General features: G+C 37.4%; 19 protein-coding genes. 17 read left to right on the forward strand and 2 right to left on the reverse strand.

Annotated features, from left to right (window positions below; all coding sequences use genetic code 11):
- Positions 1–134: 134 nt before the first annotated feature.
- The 17 genes from BN1243_RS21495 (at position 135) to BN1243_RS02305 (ending at position 17,636) form a co-directional block, all read left to right on the forward strand.
- Positions 135–281, forward strand: a complete 147-nt coding sequence (locus BN1243_RS21495; protein WP_084781785.1) for a YqzL family protein — start codon at positions 135–137, stop codon at positions 279–281.
- 57 nt (positions 282–338) lie between these two features.
- A complete protein-coding gene (recO, locus tag BN1243_RS02230; protein ID WP_062104652.1) occupies positions 339–1,088 on the forward strand; it encodes a DNA repair protein RecO in 750 nt (249 codons plus the stop codon).
- A gap of 481 nt (positions 1,089–1,569) precedes the next feature.
- Entirely contained in the window at positions 1,570–2,463 is an 894-nt protein-coding gene (glyQ, locus tag BN1243_RS02235; RefSeq protein ID WP_062104653.1) for a glycine--tRNA ligase subunit alpha, read from the forward strand.
- On the forward strand, positions 2,456–4,522 hold the full coding sequence (gene glyS, locus BN1243_RS02240; RefSeq protein ID WP_062110305.1) for a glycine--tRNA ligase subunit beta: 2,067 nt from the start codon (positions 2,456–2,458) through the stop codon (positions 4,520–4,522). Before glyQ ends, glyS begins: the two co-directional genes overlap by 8 nt.
- 70 nt (positions 4,523–4,592) lie before the next feature.
- On the forward strand, positions 4,593–5,399 hold the full coding sequence (locus BN1243_RS02245; protein ID WP_062104654.1) for a pyruvate, water dikinase regulatory protein: 807 nt from the start codon (positions 4,593–4,595) through the stop codon (positions 5,397–5,399).
- A 257-nt stretch (positions 5,400–5,656) separates the two neighbouring features.
- Positions 5,657–6,100 carry a YaiI/YqxD family protein gene (locus BN1243_RS02250; protein WP_326569860.1) on the forward strand — a complete coding sequence of 148 codons (444 nt, stop codon included), beginning with the start codon at positions 5,657–5,659 and terminating at the stop codon, positions 6,098–6,100.
- 223 nt (positions 6,101–6,323) lie between these two features.
- On the forward strand, positions 6,324–8,156 hold the full coding sequence (dnaG, locus tag BN1243_RS02255) for a DNA primase (RefSeq protein ID WP_230200081.1): 1,833 nt from the start codon (positions 6,324–6,326) through the stop codon (positions 8,154–8,156).
- Positions 8,157–8,199: 43 nt separating this feature from the next.
- Positions 8,200–9,327, forward strand: a complete 1,128-nt coding sequence (gene rpoD / locus BN1243_RS02260; protein ID WP_062104657.1) for an RNA polymerase sigma factor RpoD — start codon at positions 8,200–8,202, stop codon at positions 9,325–9,327.
- Positions 9,328–9,455: 128 nt separating this feature from the next.
- The gene (locus tag BN1243_RS02265) at positions 9,456–9,992 is read left to right on the forward strand and encodes a hypothetical protein (protein WP_062104658.1); all 537 of its coding nucleotides are present in this window, start codon (positions 9,456–9,458) and stop codon (positions 9,990–9,992) included.
- Between the two features lie 177 nt (positions 9,993–10,169).
- Positions 10,170–10,523 carry a cytochrome c550 gene (cccA, locus tag BN1243_RS02270; RefSeq protein ID WP_062104659.1) on the forward strand — a complete coding sequence of 118 codons (354 nt, stop codon included), beginning with the start codon at positions 10,170–10,172 and terminating at the stop codon, positions 10,521–10,523.
- Positions 10,524–10,644: 121 nt separating this feature from the next.
- On the forward strand, positions 10,645–11,349 hold the full coding sequence (locus BN1243_RS02275) for a tRNA (adenine(22)-N(1))-methyltransferase (protein WP_062110306.1): 705 nt from the start codon (positions 10,645–10,647) through the stop codon (positions 11,347–11,349).
- Positions 11,346–12,464, forward strand: coding sequence for a Nif3-like dinuclear metal center hexameric protein (locus BN1243_RS02280; protein ID WP_062104660.1), 1,119 nt, complete (start codon positions 11,346–11,348; stop codon positions 12,462–12,464). The genes BN1243_RS02275 and BN1243_RS02280 overlap by 4 nt, the downstream gene beginning before the upstream one ends.
- Positions 12,465–12,952: 488 nt before the next feature.
- Positions 12,953–13,189: a hypothetical protein gene (locus BN1243_RS21950; protein ID WP_062104665.1), complete on the forward strand. Its 237-nt coding sequence runs from the start codon at positions 12,953–12,955 to the stop codon at positions 13,187–13,189.
- A 447-nt stretch (positions 13,190–13,636) separates the two neighbouring features.
- Positions 13,637–14,686: a uroporphyrinogen decarboxylase gene (hemE, locus tag BN1243_RS02290; RefSeq protein WP_062104662.1), complete on the forward strand. Its 1,050-nt coding sequence runs from the start codon at positions 13,637–13,639 to the stop codon at positions 14,684–14,686.
- An 18-nt stretch (positions 14,687–14,704) separates the two neighbouring features.
- Positions 14,705–15,640: a ferrochelatase gene (gene hemH, locus BN1243_RS02295; protein WP_062104663.1), complete on the forward strand. Its 936-nt coding sequence runs from the start codon at positions 14,705–14,707 to the stop codon at positions 15,638–15,640.
- Between the two features lie 27 nt (positions 15,641–15,667).
- Positions 15,668–17,083, forward strand: a complete 1,416-nt coding sequence (gene hemY, locus BN1243_RS02300; RefSeq protein WP_062104664.1) for a protoporphyrinogen oxidase — start codon at positions 15,668–15,670, stop codon at positions 17,081–17,083.
- Positions 17,084–17,399: 316 nt separating this feature from the next.
- Positions 17,400–17,636 carry a hypothetical protein gene (locus BN1243_RS02305; protein WP_062104665.1) on the forward strand — a complete coding sequence of 79 codons (237 nt, stop codon included), beginning with the start codon at positions 17,400–17,402 and terminating at the stop codon, positions 17,634–17,636.
- A 250-nt stretch (positions 17,637–17,886) separates the two neighbouring features.
- Here BN1243_RS02305 and BN1243_RS02310 read toward each other — a convergent pair whose 3' ends face one another.
- Together BN1243_RS02310 and BN1243_RS02315 are read right to left on the reverse strand one after the other, a co-directional pair.
- On the reverse strand, positions 17,887–18,843 hold the full coding sequence (locus tag BN1243_RS02310) for a 4-hydroxy-3-methylbut-2-enyl diphosphate reductase (protein ID WP_062104666.1): 957 nt from the start codon (positions 18,841–18,843) through the stop codon (positions 17,887–17,889).
- 352 nt (positions 18,844–19,195) lie between these two features.
- Positions 19,196–20,384 (reverse strand): DDE-type integrase/transposase/recombinase (locus tag BN1243_RS02315; RefSeq protein ID WP_062110308.1); only part of this gene is annotated, 1,189 nt, incomplete at its 5' end.

Below are 20,384 nucleotides of genomic sequence, written 5' to 3' on the forward strand. Positions count from 1 at the left end.
TGAGCATTTTACAAATTTTATAAAGTATGACCTTAAAAAAGATAGTTAAAATAAAGCTATATCGTTTTAAAGCATAATGAAAATGAAACAAATCGCAAGCTAATATTCCAAAACTTTGGAAAGGCGGGATTGTAATGTATGAATTCACATGGAAAGTTTTCAAAGAGACAGGTAGTCTAGATACGTATCTGCTTCTAAAGGAACTTGAAAAGGATGAGCATTTGAACATTCTGCCACATGGTGACAATTGTGATGAAATAGACTGCACGAAGTTAACGTAGGTTTGTGATTGTTTTATCCCATTTGCTGTAATAGCAGTGAAGGGAGACTTAGCATATATGTTGCAAAAATATGAAGGTATTGTGATAAGAACTTCGGATTATGGTGAGTCCAACAAAATAGTAGTTATTTATAGCCGTGAAGCTGGGAAGATTGCTGGTGTGGCAAGAGGTGCAAAAAAGCCGAATAACCGCCTCGCTGGTGTATCCCAGCCCTTTACATATGGATATTTTTTAATGAGCGGGAATCGAGGTTTAGGGACAATTCAACAGGCTGAGGTCATCTCATCACTTCGGGGAGTAAGAGAAGATATTTTTAAAACAGCCTATTCGTCTTATGTTGTAGACTTACTTGATAAAGGAACTGGTGAAAGAGAAAGCAATCCATTTTTATTTGAGTTACTTTACCAAATTTTGCATTATATTGATGAGGGCTATGATCCGGACATTATAACAAATATATTTGAAATGAAAATGTTAAATGTTTTTGGACTATATCCTGAAATGAATAGCTGTGTAATGTGTGGAAATACAGAAGGAAAGTTTGGATTCACAATAAAGGAAAATGGATTGATTTGCCATGAATGCTTTGACAAGGATCCTCATTTATTCCCCCTTAGTCAGACAACAATAAAATTATTACGGCTATTTTATTATTTCGATATTCATCGTCTTGGATCTATCTCTGTAAAAGAAAATACAAAAAAAGAACTAAAATCACTAATTTCGGCCTATTATGATGAATACTCGGGTTTGCACTTAAAAACTAAACGTTTTTTAGACCAATTGGAGAAATTAAAAACGGATTAATACTAATATATGCTGGATAATAAAGAATTAGAGTATAAAGATTGACAAATGAATGTATTTCAGATATTTTCATTATATAAAAGAAACTGTATATCGTGTTGAAGGAAATAAGTAGCTGATAAGAAGCCGTGTAAAGCGAATCTGGGATGGTGAAAGCCGGATAATGGGTTTATCAGTGAATGGCGTTCTGGAGCGGAATAAAGAAAGTGGGCTGCATAGCGCAGCAAATAGGGTGGAACCGCGGGTTAACTCTCGTCCCTATGCTTATCAAAAGCATAGGGACGAGAGTTTTTATTGTTAGTAATAGCAAGAAATAAATCAACAAAACTTTTTCTATGACTAACTTCAGGTGGCAGCCCCTAAAGAACTTTCGGCTTCCGTAACATTATTTTCAGCTCATCGTGTTTCTTTATCTTATGAGGCTATACGATGCTAACCAACGCCTCATGCTTTTCTTATGATCGATTGGAGGAAAGAGAAAATGAATATTCAACAAATGATTTTAACTTTACAGAAACATTGGTCTGATTATGGCTGTATTTTAATGCAAGCTTATGATGTTGAAAAAGGAGCCGGAACGATGAGCCCGTATACATTTTTAAGGGCTATTGGACCAGAACCTTGGAATGTTGCTTACGTAGAACCATCAAGGCGTCCTGCTGACGGCCGTTACGGTGAGAATCCTAATAGACTATATCAGCACCATCAATTTCAAGTCATTATGAAGCCATCACCAGATAATATTCAAGAAATGTATTTAGATTCTTTAAAGGCACTAGGAATCGACCCATTAGAACATGATATTCGCTTTGTTGAGGACAATTGGGAGAATCCTTCTCTTGGATGTGCGGGATTAGGTTGGGAAGTATGGCTTGATGGTATGGAAGTCACTCAATTTACTTATTTTCAACAAGTAGGCGGGCTAGAATGTAAACCTGTTTCCGTTGAATTAACGTACGGAATTGAAAGACTTGCTTCGTACATTCAAGATAAAGAAAATGTTTTTGATCTGGAATGGACGGAAGGATTTACGATTCGCGATATTTTTTACCAGCCTGAATATGAACATTCCAAATATGCTTTCGAAACGTCTAATCAAGAAATGTTGTTAAATTTGTTTAATACTTATGAGACTGAAGCAAAGAAGCAAATGGAGTATGGGCTTGTTCATCCTGCTTATGACTATATATTAAAATGTTCACATGTATTTAATCTTTTAGATGCAAAAGGTGCTGTATCTGTTACAGAGAGAACGGCTTATATTGGTCGAATGAGAAATATGGCGAGACAGGTGGCTAAAACATTTTATGAAGAGAGAGAAAAATTAGGCTTTCCAATTCTAGCTCAAAAGGAGGGTGGCATTGAAAATGCATAAACGTGATTTGTTATTGGAAATTGGATTGGAAGAAATTCCTGCAAGGTTTGTATTAGATTCAGTTGAACAATTAGCAAAGAAAATTACTGATTGGCTTCAAGAAAGAACCATAGGTTTTAGTGAGGTGAAATTATATTCTACACCAAGAAGGTTAGCCGTTCTGATAGAAGGTGTAGATGAAGCGCAGCAAGATGTTGAGCAAGAAGCAAAGGGACCGGCAAAAAAAATTGCTCTTGATCAGGAGAACAAGTGGACGAAAGCAGCAATAGGGTTTGCTAAATCACAAGGTCTAAGTACGGACGATATTTATTTCAAAGAAATAAAAGGAACAGAGTACGCGCACGTGACAAAATTCCAAAAAGGTGAAAAAACGTTCGACATTCTCTCAGGACTTGATGATATTATAGAGTCATTGCATTTTCCAAATAATATGCGATGGGGTAGTCAGAATTTAAAATATATCCGTCCGATAAGATGGATCGTTGCTTTATACGGTCATGATATTATTCAAATTTCTGTAGCTGGTGTTCAGGCAAGTAATCAAACTTACGGACATCGTTTTTTGGGTAAAAATATTCAATTAATAGACCCAGCAGAATATGAAGACAAATTAATGAGTCAGTATGTAATAGCAAGTTATGAGAAAAGAAGAGCTGTTATTCAAGAGCAGATTTCTAAGTTAAGCGCTGAGAACGAATGGGTTATTCCAACCGACAAAGACTTACTAGAAGAAGTAACTAACCTAGTTGAGTATCCAACAGCTTTTTTTGGCGCATTTAATGAAAACTTTTTAGAATTGCCGGAAGAAGTATTAATTACATCGATGAAGGAACATCAGCGATATTTCCCTGTTAAAAATACAGATGGTAAGTTACTTCCTTATTTTATCGGTGTTAGAAATGGTAATCAGCATAATTTAGAAATCGTGCGTAGGGGTAATGAAAAGGTACTAAGAGCTAGATTATCAGATGCAGACTTCTTTTTTGATGAAGATAAGAAATTGTCAATTGATGTTGCTTTAAAGAAATTGGAAAATATTATATATCATGAAAAACTTGGGACATTATCAGAGAAGGTTAGCAGGATTACAAAGACGGCAGACCTTTTGTCGGAGTTACTTTCACTTCCTAATGACCAAAGAACCTCAATTAGGAGAGCGAGTCAAATATGCAAATTTGATCTTGTTACTAATATGGTGGGAGAATTTCCAGAATTACAAGGTATTATGGGGGAAAAATACGCCTTAATTCATGGGGAAACAACTGAAATTGCCCAAGCAATTCGTGAGCATTATCAACCTGTTCATGTTGATGATTCTGCTCCAACATCGACTGTAGGAGCAGTTGTCAGTATTGCAGATAAACTAGATTCTATAATTTCAAGTTTCTCAATTGGCTTAATTCCTACTGGTTCTCAAGACCCCTATGCGTTAAGAAGACAAGCTACAGGGATTGTTAAAATTCTGCTAGACAAAGAATGGGAAATTCCAATGGATATTCTTTTAAAGCAGGCTATCCTTATCTCAGGAAACGATCAACAAGCTAATCAACAAGAGTTATATCTTCAGTTGGTAAAGTTCTTCAAACAAAGATTTCATTATTTATTGGAAGAAAAAGGTATTCGCTATGACATTATTGAAGCTGTTTTAAATAGTGAATGGAAAAGTGCTCCAGATATTATAAATAGGGCAGAAATCTTGAATGACAATAAAGAAAAAGCAGAATTTAAAGAAGTAATAGAATCACTTTCCAGAGTGCTAAATATTGCTGAGAAGTCTGAGCAAGATAGCGATGCTGACCCGTCTCTATTTGAAAATGACGTTGAAAAGCAACTATTTGAACATTGGAAAAGCGCCAAAAGTTCTTTTGATTCCAATCAATCAGCTGATGAACGCTTTAAAGCATTATCGTCCTTACAGCCGATCATTTCCGATTATTTTGATCACACAATGGTTATGGCAAAAAATGAACAATTGAAAGTAAATCGCTTATCGCAAATGAAGCAATTGGCTAAGTTAATCGGTAGCTTTGCTGCAATGAATAAAATTATAGTTAAATAATACAAATGGTTTCTTATTAGGAGCTGGGATGCCAGCTCCCTTATAAGTAAGCCTAAAAAGGGTGAAAATTATGCCAGAACCCATCATTTATGTCGTGTCGGACTCTGTTGGGGAGACAGCCGAACTTGTTACGAAAGCTGCATTAAGACAATTTAATGGCTCGAACGCCTTGATTAAACGCTTCCCTTTTATTGAATTAACATCACATATTGATAAAATTATTGAAATGGTTAACAAAGACAATGGCATGATTATTTATACGTTAGTAAAACCAGAAATCAGAGAATATATGAAGCAAATGACGAAAACTTATTCAATTACTGGAATTGATATAATGGGGCCACTAATGGATACATTTGAACAAAAGTTTGAAAGGGCGCCACTGAACGAACCGGGATTAGTTCGGAAATTAGATGAAGATTATTTTAAACGAATTGAAGCGATTGAATTTGCAGTTAAGTATGATGATGGGCGTGATCCAAGAGGCTTGCTAATGGCGGATATTATTTTAATCGGTGTATCCAGAACATCTAAGACACCACTTTCGCAACATCTAGCCCTAAAAAGTTATAAAGTTGCTAATGTGCCAGTTATTCCAGAGGTGGATCCACCGTTAGAGTTGTTTCAAGTGGATCATAGACGTTGTATTGGATTGAAAATAAGTCCTGAAAAACTGAATCATATCCGGCGGGAGAGGTTAATTTCGCTTGGATTAGATGATAATGCTAGCTATGCAAATATCGAAAGAATTAAAAAAGAACTTAAGTATTTTGATATGATTTCAGAGAGATTAGGTTGTACTGTAATTGATGTCACCAATAAAGCTGTGGAAGAAACAGCAAATTTTATTATTAGACATATGAACAAAAAAGATTAAGGATGCTAAACACAGCAAAACGTTGTGTTTTTTGCTATTAATTGGTCATTTTGAAAGAAATAAGCTATAATATTAATTTGTGTTTGAAAAAATACCAATAAAAGGTTTAGAGCTGATCTTTCGGGAATAAACTAAAGACTATAGGGCTAATTGCTGGATACCGGATAATACGACATGTTTCCTTAATGTTTTTTCGACAAAAGAAGGAATCATGGGAGTGATGTAGAATTATAGTTAATACACATATAAATTCCGATATATATGTTGATGCAGACGCATGTCCAGTTAAAAAGGAAATTTCTCAGATTGCGAAAAAGTTTAATTGGAATGTTTATTTTGTTGCGTCTTATGACCACAAGCCGAAAGAACTACAAGAAAATGGTGAATGGATATTTATTGATGCTGGGAAAGATTCGGTTGACCTATTTATTTTGAATCGTATTCATGCAACCAATGTCCTTGTTACACAAGACATTGGTCTTGCTAGTCTTGCCTTAGCAAAAGGTGTTCATGTTATTTCTCCGCGGGGAAAAGTTTACAATGAGGAATCGATTCAAATAGCTCTTGATTTTCGCTACTTATCTGCAAAAGAAAGAAGGCAGGGACGTTATGGAAAAGGTCCCAAACCGTTTACATCTAAAGATCGTAACAACTTTTTTCAGACGTTAAGTGGAATGTTGTCGGAAATTGCAGGAGATTAAATGTTAATGTCGAATAATAAGAAAAGCGAAAGTGGTTCCTAGCGAAATGGACAAACTTTTTAAAGGACTAGCTTGAATTCCTTTTCGCCGGTAAAAAGCTGAAATGCGGTCCATCTTGCTATAACCCAATGTAAGGTCTATAGCAAGCTAAATATACATTTTCTTATCCTAAAACAGATGCAATATCATTTACCTTTGTTTTATACATCCTTGAATAACTTTTGTGGATGGAGATGTTTATGTGACAACAAAAGGAATACCAGAAGCAAAAATTGCTGAGTTAAAACAAGCAGTTGATATTGTTGATGTTGTCAGCGAATACGTCCAACTTAAAAAGCAAGGGCGTAATTTTGTTGGTTTATGCCCTTTCCATGGAGAAAATACTCCATCCTTTTCTGTCTCCCCAGAGAAACAAATTTTTCACTGTTTTGGTTGTGGGGTTGGAGGAAATGTTTTTACGTTTTTAATGGAAATAGATGATCTGCCTTTTCGACAAGCAGTTGAAAAAATTGCAGCTAAAACAAATGTGGAACTCAATTTAGAAAATTATAGCCAAGACTATAAGGTAAAAAAACTCACAGCTGATCAAGCGCAAATGATTGAAGCACATGAATTGTTAGCGAAATTTTATCATCATGTCCTGCTTAATACAAATGAAGGTGCTGAGGCACTGGAATATTTATTAAAAAGAGGATTTACAGAAAAAGGAATACAAAAATTTCAAATTGGGTATTCTCTACCTGAATGGGATTTTGCTGTCAAGTTTTTAGAAAAACGTGGATTCCCTCCTGAAGTAATGGAACAAGCTGGATTAATTGTGAAACGTGAAAAAGAGGATTTGTATTTCGACCGTTTTCGAAATCGAATTATGTTTCCACTTCATGATGACAAGGGCAATTTCATAGCATTTTCTGCTAGGTCTTTAGCAACTGAAGACCAACCAAAATATCTAAACACACCCGAAACGGTAATTTTTAATAAAAGTACACTTTTATATAATTACCATCAAGCAAGGTCACATATTCGTAAGCTTGGTTACGCAGTATTATTTGAGGGCTTTGCTGATGTCATTGCTGCAGACAATGCGGGTGTTCCAAACGGAGTTGCCGTAATGGGAACTTCTTTGACGGAGAAACATATACGTTCTTTGAAAAGACTTACAGATTCAGTCATTTTATGTTTGGATTCTGATGATGCGGGAATAAAAGCCGCATATAGATCGGGAGTCTTATTAGAAAACCAAGCTATGACTGTAACGGTAGCCCTGATGCCTCAGGGATTAGATCCCGATGACTACATTCGTCAGAACGGTCCAGATAAATTCCGAGAGGATGTAATAGGGAACTCGCTAACATGGATGGCCTTTAAACTCTTATTCCTTCGAAGAGGAAAAAATCTTCAAAATGAAGGAGAAATGCTTGATTATATAGAAAAGGCTATGAATGAAATAGTCAAACTTAATAACGCCGTAGAGCGTGACCTCTATATACGTCAACTGTCGGAAGAGTTTTCCTTATCGTTCGATGCGTTAATGCAACAATTTCAACAAATAGATAATAGCACTCAGAATCAGAAAACTAAATTTCAGCAGAAAAAGATAGAAAATGCCATCCCGGTAGCACAAACTCCCTCTTTGCCCGCTAATGCGGTAGCGGAAAGGCGTTTAATTGGAAGAATGTTACAAGATGAAGAATTAGTCTATCGAATCATGGATATGCTGGGGGATACCCCCTTTCATTATGACGACCATCAGGCGATATTAACTTATCTAATCCGCTATTATGAAGAAGCCAATAGCCCAGACTCTGGCTTGTTTCTTCAATATTTACCAGATTCAAAATTGCGAAGAATTGTTTCTGAAATAGAAATGTTAAGCATTAATGATGAATATAGTGAAAAAGAATTAAATGATTATGTTAGCCATGTGTTGAAACATCCTAAGATGTTAATGATAAAAGAAAAGCAGGCAGAACAAAAAGCTGCTGAAAGAAAAAAGGATTATGCCAAGGCATTAGAACTAGCTAGAGAAATAATTGAACTTCGTAAATCCCTTTAGAAATAGTGTCTCAATGTGGAAATGATTGGAAGGAGGAGAACGCATGGCTGAAAAATCAGCACGTTCTAACGAAACAGATCTTGAAATCACCTTAGATCAAGCTAAAGAACAATTATTAGAGCAAGGTAAAAAAAAGGGTAGTCTAACATACGAAAATATTGGTGAGAAGTTGGGCCATTTCGATTTGGACTCAGATCAATTGGATGAATTTTATGAACATTTAACTGATCAAGGGGTTCAACTAAATGAGGAATCAGATGATGAGGATCCTAACATAAATGAAATCCAAAAAGAGAGTGAGGAAGAATTTGACTTAAACGATTTAAGCGTCCCTCCTGGAGTAAAAATAAATGATCCAGTTAGAATGTATCTAAAAGAAATAGGAAGAGTTGACCTACTATCTGCCGAAGAAGAAATTGAACTTGCAAAACGTATCGAGCAAGGTGATGAAGAAGCAAAAAAACGACTTGCTGAAGCGAACTTACGTCTAGTTGTTAGTATTGCGAAACGATATGTTGGCCGTGGAATGCTGTTTTTAGATTTAATTCAAGAAGGAAACATGGGCCTTATAAAAGCTGTTGAAAAATTCGACTACGATAAAGGGTTTAAATTCAGCACATATGCAACTTGGTGGATTCGTCAAGCGATTACTAGAGCAATTGCAGATCAGGCAAGAACGATTCGGATCCCAGTTCATATGGTTGAAACAATTAACAAGCTTATTAGGGTACAACGACAATTGCTTCAGGATTTAGGGCGAGAACCATCACCTGAAGAAATTGCTGAAGAAATGGATTTAACTCCAGAAAAAGTTCGTGAAATTCTTAAAATCGCTCAAGAGCCGGTTTCCCTTGAAACTCCGATTGGAGAGGAAGACGATTCGCATCTTGGAGATTTTATTGAAGATCAAGAAGCAACATCCCCATCTGATCATGCAGCATATGAGCTACTTAAGGAACAATTAGAAGACGTTTTAGATACTTTAACAGATCGAGAAGAAAACGTACTTCGTCTCCGATTTGGTCTTGATGATGGACGCACTCGAACTCTTGAAGAAGTTGGAAAAGTCTTCGGCGTTACAAGAGAAAGAATTAGACAAATTGAAGCCAAGGCGTTAAGAAAACTTAGACATCCAAGCAGAAGCAAACGTCTTAAGGATTTTCTAGAATAAACAAAGAAAATAAATAGTTTACTTCTGTGAATCCAGAAGTAAGCTTTTTCTTTTTTAAAACTGTTTGAGCACTGTCTGAGGGACATGTGCTCTTCTTACCAAATAGTTCTCAAGAAGGAACGATTCCTATGAAAGATGATAAAAAATCAATTATATTAAACGAAATACACTTTTGGAAAAGTAATAGAATGTTGCCTGAACATTACTGTGACTACCTAATCGCCCTTTATTCTGAAGGGGAAGAGGTGCAGGAAGTAAAGAAAAATAAGAAAAAAATTGTAAGTAAGGAAACTATATTTAGTTTGTTATTTTTGACAATAATAATATTGATGATTGTAATTACATATATTACCGCTATTTCATTTGGAATGCAAACGCTTTTTCTGTCACTTTTTGTCATCATTTTGCTTGCTTCATTGTATTATTTTAAAAAGAAAGAGCTCAACCCAATGGTCATATATATTACCGCTGCTTTTTTAATGCTTCTGTACTCTGTTCAAATCCATAATGCTTTTTTTGATAAAGGAACAATTAGTTTGTATATCTTATTATTAATCAATTCCTTCTTCTGGATTATCGGTGGTATTTGGGGGAAAAGACTATTTTTTATTATTTCTGGTTCTATCGCAATGTTATTGTTATTATTTTTAATATTTAGGCCGTAGGAACATTGAGTCAGTTTCACATTAATTATAAATTTGATGCAAATCTAACGAATTAATGAAAAATGAGTGAATTTTTTCCATAATCCTTCCCCTTCTCACTCTTTTCGAGTAAAATAGAGTTGTTTGTAGCATAATTTATATTATATACATAATGATTGACACAAGGAGGGCTTTGCTTTGAGACGGAATCCGCTCGTTCCCTATTTTTTAATTTTCGCATTGGGACTCGTATTAGTATTTTTTCTAGGCATAAAAGGAATTGGCGATGCGAAAGAAATTGCCAAGGGTGATGAAGGTGGCGAGGAAGCTGTCGCTTTTGAACCTGAAGAATTTGCAAGTAAATCATGTATCACTTGTCATGGTGAAAATTTAGAAGGGAAAAATAATGCACCTTCTTTACACGGAACAGGTTTATCACAAGATGAAATTGCTGATATCCTAACTAATGGTACTGACGGTGGTATGCCAGGTGGTCTTGTAAAACCTGAAAATATAGATCAAATGGCAGAATGGATAGCGAATTTAAAATAATAAACAGGGCCTGTAAGGATAATTATCTTGGACAGACCTGTTTATAATAGTTGTACTGGAATAGGAAGGGGTTCTTTGCATTTTGCAAGGAACTCTTTTATCTTTATTAATAGGTGATAACATGAATATAGACAAATTATCAAAACGACTTGAAACAGTTGCTTCCTTCATTAAGCCGGATATGAGAATAGCTGATATTGGCTCAGATCATGCCTATTTACCATGCTACGCAGTAAATCAGGGGCTAGCTAAAGCTGCAATAGCGGGTGAAGTTGTCGAAGGGCCCTATCAGTCAGCATATAATCAGGTTAAAGAAGCAGAGCTTTCAGATCGAATAGCTGTTCGTAAAGGGAATGGTTTAGCTGTAGTGAATCAAGGAGAAGTAGATTGTATTATCATTGCTGGAATGGGCGGAGCCTTAATTACTGATATTTTAGAGAACGGCAAACAAAAATTAGTAGAGGTTCAACGATTAATACTCCAGCCCAATGTAGCTGCCGAAAAGGTTAGAAAATGGCTTCTAGACAATAATTGGCAACTCTCTGATGAACGTTTAATAGAAGAAGATGGGAAATATTATGAAATATTAGTGGCTGATCGAGATAAAAACAAAATACAATATACTAATTTGAAGAAAGAGCTTCTATTAGGTCCCTATTTATTAAATTCGAAGGATGAGGTCTTTCATCGCAAATGGCGTTCTGAACTCAATCAATGGAAGATTATATTAAATGAGCTTGATAAAGCCGAAAGCAATGAAAAGACAGCCATAAAAAAACGTGATCTTATTGAAAAAATAAGTATTGTCGAGGAGGCTTTGTCATGAGGAGAATCAATGGTTATCAAATGATTCAATTATTTGAAGAGTTTTCACCTAAACAATATGCATTTGAAGGGGATCCAATTGGTTTACAGGTAGGAGCATTAAATAAACCAATTAAAAATGTAATGATTGCACTCGATGTTTTAGAAAACGTAGTAGATGAAGCAATTATGAAACAGGTTGATTTAATCATTGCTCATCACCCAATGATTTTTAGACCATTAAAAAAGCTTAATATGGATGATGTTCAGGGGAGAACAATTGAAAAATTAATAAAGAATGATATTACGGTTTATGCAGCGCATACCAATTTAGATGTGGCCAAGGGGGGAGTGAACGATATGCTCGCAGGCGCACTTGGTTTAGAAAATACTTCCGTTCTTGTACCTACATTTGAAGATAAGCTTAAAAAACTTGTAGTATACGTGCCTTTTGAAAATGCGGATCAAATGAGAGAAGCTCTTGGAAAGGCTGGTGCAGGGGCAATTGGAGAGTATAGTCACTGTTCCTTTACATCGGAAGGTATAGGTAGGTTTTTACCTGGGGATCGTTCAAACCCTTATATCGGAGAGAAAGGAAAAATAGAGCAGGTTGAAGAAGTTAAAATCGAGATGATATACCCTGAAAGCATTGAGAAAAAGATCGTTACAGCAATGCTTAAAGCCCATCCTTATGAAGAACCAGCATATGATTTATATGATCTCGTTCTAAAGGGAGAGGAGCTTGGTTTAGGAAGGCTTGGCGAGTTAAAAGAAGAAATGTCTTTGCAGGAGTTTGCTTTATTTGTTAAAGAAGCCCTTCATTCTCCAGGTGTCCGTGTTGTTGGAAATCTTCAGGACAAAGTGAAGAAAGTAGCTGTTTTAGGTGGAGACGGCAATAAGTATTATACACACGCTAAGTTTAAAGGTGCAGATGTTTATGTAACTGGTGATTTTTATTATCATACAGCACATGATGCCATGAACTTGGGCTTGAATATCGTCGACCCTGGGCACACAGTGGAAAAGATTATGAAAAATGGATTAACGGATGTATTGAAAGAATTCTCTGCAGACAAAGGATATGATGTAAATATCTTCCCATCTGAGAGTGACACAAATCCGTTTATATTTTTATAAGGTACAAAAACGCATATCCATTGCCTATCTTGTCAGAAGTTTCTAGCCTCTGACGAGATAATAAGGCTACATTGAAGTTGGATTTGTACTTGTCAGCTTAATTCGCGATATCCTGTCCGTCCAAGCTGGATAGGGATGTACAGTGTACTTCAATTTTATAATTTCCAAAACAAAGAAAGAGGCTGTCCAAAAAGCGGAAGATCACTTCCCTTTTTGGCTTTCCCTTTTAGTTGTTTTAAACGAGGGTGTTGATTTCCGCAGAAGGCGCTCGCTTTCCGCGGGCATGGCTTGAGCCTCCTCAGTCGCTGTGCGACTTGCGGGGTCTCAAGGCTCATGTTATTCCCGCAGGAGTCTCGCGCCTTCTGCTCCAATCAACGTGCTTAAAATGAAACGATTATTTTTAACATATCTAAAAAAGGTGCACAAAAAAATCGTCCTATCTAGTAAAATGAAGTTACCACACAACATTCATAGGGAGGACGATTTTTATGTGCAATCCGAAGATTACTACTGATCACTATAACACACAACTTACGCTATCAACAGATGAAACAAGAGAAAATGACATTCCTAAACGCCAATTAGCCCCCACATTCAAACCCTACAATATCCATCAAAGCTTTGCCATCTTCGATGTTCAGGAGTTCATTTCGGAAAAACATATTGCGCGTGTGGTGGATGAAATGGTGGAGGCGATTCCCGATGCACAACTCTTTGCGTATTAGACGGGTGGCGGNGGAAAAACTTCCCTCTGCATCAAGTACTTCGTATTTACGCGGTGATTTGAAAACTGTATTTCCTTCTGTTTCATGCCAAATTTCCGCGGAACGGACACTTTGCATTAATAACATATTCTCTTTTGAATGTTTCATTTTAATTTTTTTTAAAAATGGATAGGTTCCTGAAGTAATATAAATATACATACTCCCACCTCTTTTTATTTTTTTGAACTTTCATAGCTTATATCTAAGGATAACGAATTATGGATAAAATATGTATAAAAGAGCCTTCAAAAGGGACAAATTTATGACAAGAAGATCACTATACTGTAATTTAACTTGAAAAAATAATATATTTAAATAGGAAAACAGATAGTAAAGATACTATTCAATATAGTTTAGCGTTAAATAGTACAGAATATGCGTCAAAATGAAAGGCGGGTATGTTCGTTCGTGAAAAAAATAATCAATGATACATTTCTACAAGCAGCTAAAAGTAAAAAGACAAAGCATGTTCCAGTTTGGTATATGCGTCAAGCTGGACGGTCCCAAGCAGAATATCGAAAGCTGAAAGAAAAATATTCTCTTTTTGAGATTACCCATCAGCCAGAGATATGTGCCTATGTTACAAAGTTACCTGTTGATATGTACGATGTGGATGCTGCCATACTTTACAAAGATATTATGACTCCACTTCCAGCTATCGGAGTAGGAGTTGAAATTAAGAGTGGTATTGGGCCAGTTATTGATCAGCCGATCCGTTCTAAAGTTGATGTGGAAAAACTAGGGGAATTAAATCCAGAAGAGGATATTCCTTATGTTCTTGATACAATCAAACTATTAACAGAAGAGCAATTGGATGTTCCGCTAATCGGTTTTGCAGGAGCTCCTTTCACATTAGCGAGTTATATGATTGAGGGGGGACCTTCGAAAAATTATCATAAAACAAAAGCCTTCATGTATTCAGAACCTGAATCATGGTTTTTACTAATGGACAAGCTAGCGAATATGACCGTTCGATACTTAAAAGCTCAGGTACAAGCTGGAGCAAGTGCTTTACAAATATTTGATTCATGGGTCGGTGCTTTAAGTAGGGCTGATTATCAGCACTATATCAAACCTGTAATGTCTAAAATCTTCTTAGAGATGCAAGAAGCCGATGTCCCGCTAATCATGCATGGGGTAGGGGCTAGCCATCTTGTTTTAGAGTGGAATGAACTTCCGCTTGACGTAGTAGGACTCGACTGGAGACTTCCGATTTCGGAGGCAAGAAAACTTGGAGTCACTAGGGCGGTACAAGGGAATTTGGATCCTGCTGTTTTAATTGCAGATTGGAATACGATTGAACAACGTGCTCGAGAAATTATTGATCAAGGTATAGAACAGCCTGGATTTATATTTAATCTTGGCCATGGCGTTTTCCCTGAAGTGAACCCAGAGGTATTAAAGCGTCTTACCGCATTTGTTCATGAATATAGCGCAGAGAAATTAAAAGAATTGTAAACAACTAGGAGTGAAAAAATGACACGGAAGAAGTTAGGTTTATTAGTCATGGCCTACGGTACCCCTTATAATGAGGAGGATATCGAACGTTATTATACTCATATTCGCCATGGAAGAACTCCGTCAAAGGAAGCATTAGATGATTTAACGAATCGATATAGAGCAATTGGCGGAATTTCACCATTAGCTAAAATTACGGAAGATCAGGCCTACGGGCTTCAAGATCGTTTGAATGCAGTGCAGGATGATATTGAGTTCAAAGCCTATATTGGATTAAAACATATTGAACCTTTTATTGAGGATGCTGTGGAACAAATGCATAATGATGGGATTCAGGAAGCTGTTTCCATCGTGCTTGCACCGCATTTTTCAACATTTAGTGTAAAGTCTTATAATGAACGGGCGAAGGAAACCGCTAAAAAATTAGGCGGACCTGTAATTACGTCAGTTGAAAGCTGGTATCAAGAGCCAAAATTCATTCAATTTTGGGTGGATGAAGTGAAGAAAGTGTACGAAGAGATGGAGGAAGAGGAGCGTAATGCTGCTTGTCTAATTGTTTCGGCACACAGCCTTCCTGAAAAAATATTAGAATATGGTGACCCTTATCCAAATCAATTGCATGAAACAGCGGATATGATTGCCCGGGAAGCTGGTATTACAAATTATGAAGTAGGTTGGCAGAGCGAAGGGAACACACCGGATCCATGGCTTGGACCAGATGTTCAGGATTTAACACGTAATCTTCATCGTCAAAAAGGCTATAAAGCTTTCGTATATATTCCTGTCGGTTTTGTTTCTACCCATTTAGAAGTTTTATATGATAATGATGTTGAATGTAAAGCCGTGACTGATGAAGTGGGGGCTGCTTATCATCGTCCGCCAATGCCTGACGCACAGCCTGCTTTTATAGATGCTATGGCAACGGTTGTTTTAAGACATCTAGGGAAAATATAAGGCTGGATTAAAGTAGGCGATCAAATATTGAATCAAAAAAGGAAAAAAGTGGTTGTAGTTGGTGCTGGCATCACCGGCTTGTCAGCCGCTTTTTATTTAAATAAAACAGTAAAAACTCATAATTTGCCAGTAGATATCACACTAGTAGAGGCAAGTCCAAGATTGGGTGGGAAAATTCAAACCGAATATCGCAATGGATTTGTCATTGAAAAGGGCCCAGACTCTTTCCTTGAACGCAAGATCAGCGCAACAGAATTAATTCATGATGTTGGATTAGAATCAAATTTAGTCAAAAATGCGTCTGATAAAGTATATGTGTTAGTGAAGGACAGGATGCATGAGATGCCTGAAGGTGCAATCATGGGGATTCCAACGCAATTGGGTTCGTTTATGAAAACGGGACTATTTTCCGTTCAAGGAAAGCTGAGAGCAACATGCGATTTTATTATACCGCGCTCTAAAGATGCTGGAGATCAATCTGTTGGGCATTTTATTCGTAGAAGATTAGGAGATGAAGTGGCGGAAAATTTAGTAGAGCCGCTTTTATCGGGTATTTTCATTGGTGATATTGACCAATTAAGTTTAATGTCCACTTTTCCGCAATTTTATCATGCGGAATGTGAGCATCGTAGTATTATTCGAGGACTGAAAAAGCTAACAAAATCTCACTCGAAAAATCAACTAACAAGCAAAAACCAAGGGGTCTTTCTCACTTTGAAAGAGGGCTTACAGTCACTAGTAGATGCGATTGAAGAAAAGTTAAAGTCCATTTCGATTGTAACTGGGACGATGGTTACAGAGATCAATGAGATTGCTGGTCAATATGAGTTAAGTTTAAACAATAATGAAGTGATGCAGGCAGATAGTATCGTCCTTGCGTTACCACACCTTGCATTAACAGGATTATTTCCTGAAAAGGAATATATTAAAGAATTTAAGCAGGTTCCTGCCACTACAGTTGCAACTGTAGTACTAGCGTTTGATGAGGATGAGGTGCGGAATATAGATAACGGAGCTGGATTTGTTGTTTCTAGACATAGTGATTATACAATTACTGCATGTACATGGACACATAAAAAATGGCCACACACAGCACCGCCTGGTAAGGCTTTGCTCCGCTGCTATGTTGGAAGAACCGGTGAAGAGACCGTTGTTGATTTGTCTGACGCCGAGATAGAAGAAATCGTGCTAGCTGATTTAAAAGCAACATTGAATATAGAGGCCAAGCCAGATTTTGCGATTGTAACTCGTTGGATTGAAGCCTTCCCGCAATATACCGTTGGGCACCAAGCACGTTTAGAAAACTTTCGGGCACAGTTAGGTCAAGATCTACCAGGTGTATTTGTTGCAGGAAGTTCTTTTGATGGTATCGGTCTTCCCGATTGCATTACACACGGTCGGAAAGTCGCTGACCAAGTATTGGACTATTTTAAGTATAAATAAACAAGGGGCTATCCAAAAAGTGGAAGATCACTTCCCTTTTTGGCTGCCCTTTTTTTAGTTGTTTTAAACGAGGGTGTTGATTTCCGCAGAAGGCGCTCGCTTTCCGCGGGCATGGCTTGAGCCTCCTCAGTCGCTGTGCGACTTGCGGGGTCTCAAGGCTCATGTTATTCCCGCAGGAGTCTCGCGCCTTCTGCTCCAATCAACGTGCTTAAAATGAAACGATTATTTTTAACATATCTAAAAAAGGTGCACAAAAAAATCGTCCTATCTAGTAAAATGAAGTTACCACACAACATTCATAGGGAGGACGATTTTTATGTGCAATCCGAAGATTACTACTGATCACTATAACACACAACTTACGCTATCAACAGATGAAACAAGAGAAAATGACATTCCTAAACGCCAATTAGCCCCCACATTCAAACCCTACAATATCCATCAAAGCTTTGCCATCTTCGATGTTCAGGAGTTCATTTCGGAAAAACATATTGCGCGTGTGGTGGATGAAATGGTGGAGGCGATTCCCGATGCACAACTCTTTGCGTATTAGACGGGTGGCGGTCGTAGTTCCTATCATCCAAAAATGATGCTGAAAGTCATTCCGTAGATTTTTACTACGGGGTCTTGAAAAAAGGTCCACACTGAATTCGGAATTGTGGCCTTGGCTCACAATCTCCTGAAAATAGCCAGCATTCGCCAGCTATTTTCAGGTAATAAGCAAAAAAACACAAAAACAGGAGGAGAAAAAAGTGTCATTTTTCTCCTCCTGTTTTATTCGAGGGACTTATAGGACAGCCCCTTCATCTTGAAGTTAATGTTGATTTTACAACTCTAGGTAGAATTTTATTTAATGGTACCTTGTGTTCACGGACCCAAGTCGACTCTTCAGTTGGGTCGAATTTTTCAAGGAATGTCATAACCTCTCGTACAATCGGAGTTGGAGTAGATGCCCCTGCGGTTACAGCCACTGTTTGTGCATCCATAATCCAATCAAGCTCAATTTCTGATACATCCGAAACCCGGTACGCAGGTGTTCCAGCTATCTCAATTGATACTTGTGCCAAACGGTTGGAATTATTACTTTTAGGATCTCCTACAACTATAAGGACATCAGCGGAACCAGCTTGCTGAGCAACAGCTTCTTGTCTAACTTGGGTCGCCATACAGATTTCATTATGTCTTTCAACATGAGGATATTTCTCTTTTACTTGATCCATGATCGCTTCGACATCCCACTGACTCATCGTAGTTTGGTTAGTTACGATAATTTTGTCGTTATGCAGATCTAATTCCTCAACATCTCCCAACGTTTCAACGAGGTGGACGATATTCGGCGCAACACCGACCGCCCCTTCAGGTTCAGGATGACCTTTTTTTCCTATATAAATAATATCGTAGCCTTCTTTTTCCTTCTCCCTGATTAAATCATGTGTACTTGTCACATCAGGGCATGTCGCATCAATAGCGGTAAGTCCTTTTTGCTTCGCAAGTTCTACTACCTCAGGTGAAACACCGTGAGCAGTAAAAATAACGGTTCCGCTATCAACCTTTTCTAATATTTCTTTTCTATTTGGCCCATCTAACGTAATGATTCCATCTTCTTCAAAAGCATCAGTTACGTGCTTATTATGAACAATCATACCTAAAATATAGATGGGGCGGGGCAAAGTTTTATCTAATGCAGCATTTCGTGCGATAACCATGGCATCGACTACACCATAACAATACCCGCGTGGGGTAATCTTGATAACCTTCATCCATATCCTCCTGACTAGAGGCTTATGCCTACAATCTATTGAAATATAATTCTATTATATAGGACATTTGTTAAAAAGCCAAACGGAGGTATTGTAAAAAGTTCTATGAAAACTAAAGCCTAATTTTAGTGATTCATCCCGAAACGGAGTGGAAACCCGTCGCAATCGCTCTTGACAAACACGCCAATGGTTTGAATTCAGAGTAACAAGGGCGAAGGGGACAAAAGAAGGCAGGCCAAATAAGCCCTTGGTTTTTCCAATTTTAAACCATTGGCAAGTTCGGTTTGTCAAGAGTTCGCTACGCCGATTGCTGAACAGATCCAAAAACACAAGGGCTCAGCTAAACAAAAAGTTAGGCTAACCGCTGTTGAACAATCCAATGCTGAGCTAAATCGATCAATTTTGTCCACCGTGCTGGCATGGTAGGAAGACCCGATAACGCTGTGTTCACAACAGGTACCTTTCCTTCTAAAGAGGCATGTGGCCGCAGAAAATTAAAATAAGCGACAAACAAAGTGACATAGGAAACAGAACCATGTTCTGAACCAAAGCCATGCGTGGAACGATAGTTCCCCTTGAAAGTACGATTCAATCTCTCGATGATTTGTTTTAGCGGTCTGTATTCAGTTGAAATAGGATCCTCATTGGTAAGCCCAATCACTTGTTTCACATCAAATTTGATGTCGTTCTGGGCAAAAAAGTGTTGAGCTAAAAGATAGATGGGATTTCCATCCACTACGAAGGTAAGATCTTTAGGGATATCTTGCATTTTAACTAACACTTCATCAATGGCACGAATAGCCGTTACCGTGTCGCGATTTGGAGACACTGGATAAGAGAGAATGATCTTCTTTACTGCATCAAAAAAGAAAAATAAATAGTGCCACTTTCCATTGACTCGGATATAGGTTTCATCGCCACAGAATTGATCAGAAAGCTCATAGGGATAATGATCCACATACGGTTTAAGCAATAGAGCCACACTGTTTTCGTAATTCAAAATGGTTTGGTGGGAAATTGCAACACCATGGACATCTTGCATAATGGCTGCTGTCTTACGGGCTGAAAGCCCATAATTCACATGATAGGTTAAGATCAGACCCAAAACGTGTGGCGAAGCATAAATCCTAGATAAATCGACTTTTGGTAACTCGAATGATCTCTTAGATAAAGGTCTAAAATCAATGTGAAACTGACGAAAGATATACCTCAATTTAAATGCTTGAGGATCTTTCTTAAACCGCTTTTTCTCTTTTTTAGACATGGTCTTCAGTTTCTTTCGATAATAAGAACAGTCATTATTTCTACATTTGTAGACAGAGAAATCTTTTCTTTCTTTAATCTTATCAAGGGTCTTTGCACAGTGAGGGCACTTAAGAATGGCCTCTTTAGAAAAGCGATTCTTATCACTGAAAAGGCAAGAACAAACCTTGCATTGAAACTGCCCTTTATCACCATTATTGGCGTACAGATAATCTGATGGAGCTCCACACTGTGGACAGTTCATTGTTTTTGGTACAGTGGCCTTTGCGTTAGAACGT

Source organism: Bacillus niameyensis (genome assembly GCF_001375535.1).
GTDB lineage: Bacteria > Bacillota > Bacilli > Bacillales > Bacillaceae_C > Lederbergia > Lederbergia niameyensis.